This is a genomic window from Hydrogenophaga sp., from assembly GCF_031426985.1.
Taxonomy (GTDB): Bacteria; Pseudomonadota; Gammaproteobacteria; order Burkholderiales; family Burkholderiaceae_C; genus Hydrogenophaga.
Genome location: NZ_JASJOY010000190.1, coordinates 1 through 4,547 on the forward strand (window position 1 = coordinate 1; position 4,547 = coordinate 4,547).

5 protein-coding genes are annotated in these 4,547 nt (G+C 68.0%); all 5 read left to right on the forward strand.

Features of this window, described 5'->3' with window-relative positions:
* Nucleotides 1-1,160, forward strand: a 1,160-nt coding sequence (gene aspS, locus RMP09_RS20165; protein ID WP_310567760.1) for an aspartate--tRNA ligase, incomplete at its 5' end; no start/stop codon positions are given.
* An 81-nt stretch (nucleotides 1,161-1,241) separates the two neighbouring features.
* Entirely contained in the window at nucleotides 1,242-1,709 is a 468-nt protein-coding gene (nudB, locus tag RMP09_RS20170) for a dihydroneopterin triphosphate diphosphatase (RefSeq protein WP_310567761.1), read from the forward strand.
* A gap of 73 nt (nucleotides 1,710-1,782) precedes the next feature.
* The gene (locus RMP09_RS20175; protein WP_310567762.1) at nucleotides 1,783-2,511 is read left to right on the forward strand and encodes an endonuclease/exonuclease/phosphatase family protein; all 729 of its coding nucleotides are present in this window, start codon (nucleotides 1,783-1,785) and stop codon (nucleotides 2,509-2,511) included.
* Complete coding sequence (gene clsB, locus RMP09_RS20180) at nucleotides 2,508-3,854, forward strand: cardiolipin synthase ClsB (protein ID WP_310567763.1); 1,347 nt, start codon at nucleotides 2,508-2,510, stop codon at nucleotides 3,852-3,854. Before RMP09_RS20175 ends, clsB begins: the two co-directional genes overlap by 4 nt.
* A 78-nt stretch (nucleotides 3,855-3,932) precedes the next feature.
* On the forward strand, nucleotides 3,933-4,547 hold a 615-nt coding region (folE, locus tag RMP09_RS20185), incomplete at its 3' end, for a GTP cyclohydrolase I (protein WP_310567764.1).

Here is a 4,547-nt window from a genome sequence, read left to right on the forward strand (position 1 = left end):
TCACCAAGTGCTTCCGCGACGAGGACCTGCGCGCCGACCGCCAGCCCGAGTTCACGCAGATCGATATCGAGACCTCGTTCCTGACCGAGGAAGACATCCGCGACATGTTCCAGGGCATGATCAAGACGGTGTTCCAGAACACCCTGGGCGTGGACCTGGGCGAGTTCCCCATCATGGCCTACAGCGAAGCCATGCACCGCTTCGGCTCCGACAAGCCGGACCTGCGCGTGAAGATGGAGTTCACCGAACTCACCGACGTCATGGCCGATGTGGATTTCAAGGTCTTCAGCGCGCCGGCGCAGATGAAGGGCGGCCGCGTGGTCGCGCTGTGCGTGCGTGGCGGTGCTGAAATGCCGCGCAGCGAGATCGACGCCTACACCGAGTTCGTCAAGATCTACGGCGCCAAGGGCCTGGCCTGGATCAAGGTCAACGAACTCGCCAAGGGCAAGGACGGTCTGCAGTCGCCCATCGTCAAGAACCTGCACGACAAGGCCATCGCTGAAATCCTGGCCCGCACCGGCGCGCAGGACGGCGACATCCTGTTCTTCGGCGCCGACAAGGCCAAGGTCGTCAACGACGCCATCGGCGCGCTGCGCCTGAAGATCGGCCACAGCGCCCTGGGCAAGAAGAACGGCTTGTTCGAAGACCGCTGGGCCCCGATGTGGGTGGTGGACTTCCCGATGTTCGAACACGACGAAGAAGCCGACCGCTGGACCGCCGTGCACCACCCCTTCACCGCGCCCAAGGACGGCCACGAGGACTGGATGGTCACCGCGCCCGAGAAGTGCATCGCCAAGGGCTACGACATGGTCTTGAACGGCTGGGAAATCGGTGGTGGCTCGGTCCGTATCCACACCGCGGCCGTGCAGCAGAAGGTGTTCGACGCGCTGAAGATCACGCCCGAAGAAGCCCAGCTCAAGTTCGGCTTCCTGCTGGACGCGCTGCAGTACGGCGCGCCCCCGCACGGTGGTCTGGCCTTCGGTCTGGACCGCATCGTCACCCTGATGACCCGCGCCGAGTCGATCCGCGACGTGATCGCCTTCCCCAAGACCCAGCGCGCCCAGTGTCTGCTGACCCAGGCCCCGAGCCCGGTGGACGAGAAGCAGCTGCGCGAACTGCACATCCGCCTGCGCAACCTGGACGCGGTCAAGCAGGGCTGATCCCCGGGCCGTTGCACGGCCTGCGGCAGAATGAAAGGGCGCTGGTTTCAGCGCCCTTTTTTTATTGCTCCCAGTCTTCACATGCCCGAACCGCGCCCCTACAAAATCCCGCTGTCGGTGCTGGTGGTCATCCACACCCCGGCGCTGGAGGTGTTGCTGATCGAGCGCACGCCGACGCCGGGTTTCTGGCAGTCGGTGACCGGGTCGCTGGACCTTGAAGACGAGCCGTTCGAAGCCGCGGCCGTGCGCGAGGTGGCCGAGGAAACCGGGCTGGACGCGTATGCGCCCGGTCATGTGCTGACCGACTGGCAGCTGCAGAACACCTACGAGATCTACCCCGAGTGGCAGCACCGCTACGCGCCGGGCGTGTTCCAGAACACCGAGCGGGTGTTCGGCCTGTGCGTGCCGGCGCCGGTGCCGGTGATGCTGAGCCCGCGCGAGCACCGCGACCAGGTCTGGCTGCCCTGGCTGGCCGCGGTGGACCGCTGTTTTTCGTTTTCCAACGCCGAAGCCATTTCCTGGTTGCCGCGCCTGGGGCGCTGCACCTGACGGCGCTCCCGCGCTCAGTCCCGGGGGGCCGCCCGCCGCGGAGCTTTCACCGGGCCGGTGGCATGATTCGCCCATGACCACGATCCGCGTCGCGACCTACAACATCCACAAGGGCGTGCAGGGCCTGGGGCCGGCGCGCCGGCTGGAGATCCACAACCTGGTGCACGCGGTGGAGCAGTTCGACGCCGACATCGTCTGCCTGCAGGAGGTGCGGCGCCACCACCGCAAGCTGGAAAAACACTTCACCCGCTGGCCCGATCTGGACCAGGCCGGGTACCTCTCGCCCGAGGGCTACGAGTCGGTCTACCGGACCAACGCGGTCACCCGACACGGTGAACACGGCAACGCGCTGCTCTCGCGCTGGCCGGTGCTGGGCAGCGGGCATGCCGACGTGTCGGACCACCGCTTCGAGCAGCGCGGCCTGCTGCACGTGCAACTGCTGGTCGACGGCCAGTTGGTGCACGTGGTGGTGGTGCACCTGGGGCTGATCCACGCCGGCCGGGCGCGCCAGGTCGAGCGCCTGGGCCAGTTCATTGCGCGTGAGGTGCCCGAGACCGATCCGCTGATCGTGGCGGGCGACTTCAACGACTGGGGCGCGCAGCTGCTGCGCCCCATGGCCGACCTGGGGCTGCGCACCTTCGAAGGCATCCGCCTGCCGACCTACCCCTCGCGCCTGCCGCTGCTGCACCTGGACCGCATCTATGCGCGCGGGCTGCGGCCGGTGTCGGCCCATGTGCCACACGGGCGCGCCTGGTCGCGCATGTCCGACCACCTGCCGCTGATCGCCGAGCTGGCGCTGTGACCACACCCTTGCGCGACACCCCCGAAACGCTGTCGCGCAGTGGCGCCAGCAGCCTGCGCAACGGGCACCAGCTGCTGTTGCTGCAGGGCGGGGTGGACCTGTTCCCGGCGCTGGTGGAGGCGATGGACGCCGCGCGGCGGGTGGTGCACCTGGAAACCTACATTTTCGAGTTCGCGGGGGCCGCGCTGAGCGTGGCGCAGGCGCTCGAACGTGCGGCGCAGCGCGGCGTGCAAGTGCGGCTGGTGGTCGATGGCGTGGGCACACCCCGGATGCCGACCGAATGGCAGCGCCGCTTCGACGCCGCGGGCGTGATGTGGCGGGTGTACGCACCGCTGGGCCGGCTGGGCCTGCTCATCCCCAGCCGCTGGCGGCGCCTGCACCGCAAGCTGTGCGTGGTGGACGGCACCCTCGGCTTTTGCGGCGGCATCAACCTCATCGACGACCTGGACGATGTGGCCCTGGGCCGGCTGACCGTGCCGCGGCTGGACTTCTCGTTGCGCGTGGCCGGCCCGCTGGTGACCGACATGGTGGACACCATGGAGCAGCTGTGGTGGCGCCTGCAGGCGGTGCGCAGCGCGCGCCAGCGCGAGTTCAAGGCCGCCTGGGAGGCGCTGCGCGAGACCGATCCGACTGGCGACTTTTCGCGCCTGCTGGACAAGCTGGAGCTGCGCACCGGGCTGGGCTCGCGGGGTGGACGCATCAACGCCGACGCCGAATGGGAGGCCACCGGGCAGGACGCGCCGACCGAAGGGCCGCTGGGCGTGAACGGCGCGCGTGCCGCGCTGCTGCTGCGCGACAACGTCGGCCACCGGCACGACATCGAGCGCGCCTACCTCAAGGCCATCGGCGAGGCGCGGCACGACATCGTGATCGCCAACGCCTATTTCATCCCCGGGCGCAAGCTGCGCCGGGCGCTGGTGCTGGCGGTGCAGCGCGGCGTGCGGGTGCGCCTGTTGTCGCAGGGGCGTTACGAAAATTTCATGCAGTACCACGCGGCGCGGCCGGTGTACGAACGGCTGCTGGCCGCGGGCGTGGAGATCCACGAATACGCGCCCAGCGCGCTGCACGCCAAAGTGGCGGTGATCGACCGCCGCTGGGCCACCGTGGGCTCGACCAACCTGGACCCGCTGTCGCTGCTGCTGGCGCGCGAGGCCAACGTGATGACCACCGACCGCCGCTTTGCCGCGCTGCTGCACGAGCGGCTGGATGCGCTGCTGCAGCAGCAGGGCCAGATGATCGATGCCCAGGCACTGCTGGCGCGGTCCTGGGGGCAGCGCGTGGCCGACCGCGTGGCCTTCGGGCTGATGCGCGCGCTGCTGTTCGTCACCGGACACCGGTATTGAATCCCGACACCGACCCGACCGGGAAACCGCCGAAACCCTGTGGGGTGGCAGGGTTGGGGGGCGGTGTTAGCATGCCCCATGCTCATGAAGACCGACGCTGACATGACCCCAGCCAACACCTACACCGCGGACGAAGGCGTGCCCGTTTCCGTGAAAATCCGCGAGCGCATCAAGGCCGCGCGCCAGCGTTTTCACTCCAACGACAACATCGCCGAGTTCATCCAGCCCGGCGAGCTGGAGCTGCTGCTCGACGAAGTCACCGTGAAGATGCAGGGCGTGCTCGACGCCATGGTGATCGACACCGAAAACGACCACAACACCGGCAACACCGCGCGCCGCGTGGCCAAGATGTACCTCAAGGAGGTGTTCAATGGCCGCTACGTCAAGGGGCCGACGGTCACCGAGTTCCCCAACGCCGAGCACCTCAACGAGCTGATGATCGTCGGCCCGATCACGGTGCGCAGCGCCTGCAGTCACCATTTCTGCCCGGTCATCGGCCGCATCTGGATCGGCGTCATGCCCAACGAGCACACCAACGTGATCGGCCTGTCCAAGTACGCACGCCTGGCCGAATGGATCATGGGCCGCCCGCAGATCCAGGAAGAGGCCGTGGTGCAGCTGGCCGACCTGATCCAGGAAAAGACCCAGCCCGACGGCCTGGCCATCGTCATGGAGGCCAGCCACTACTGCATG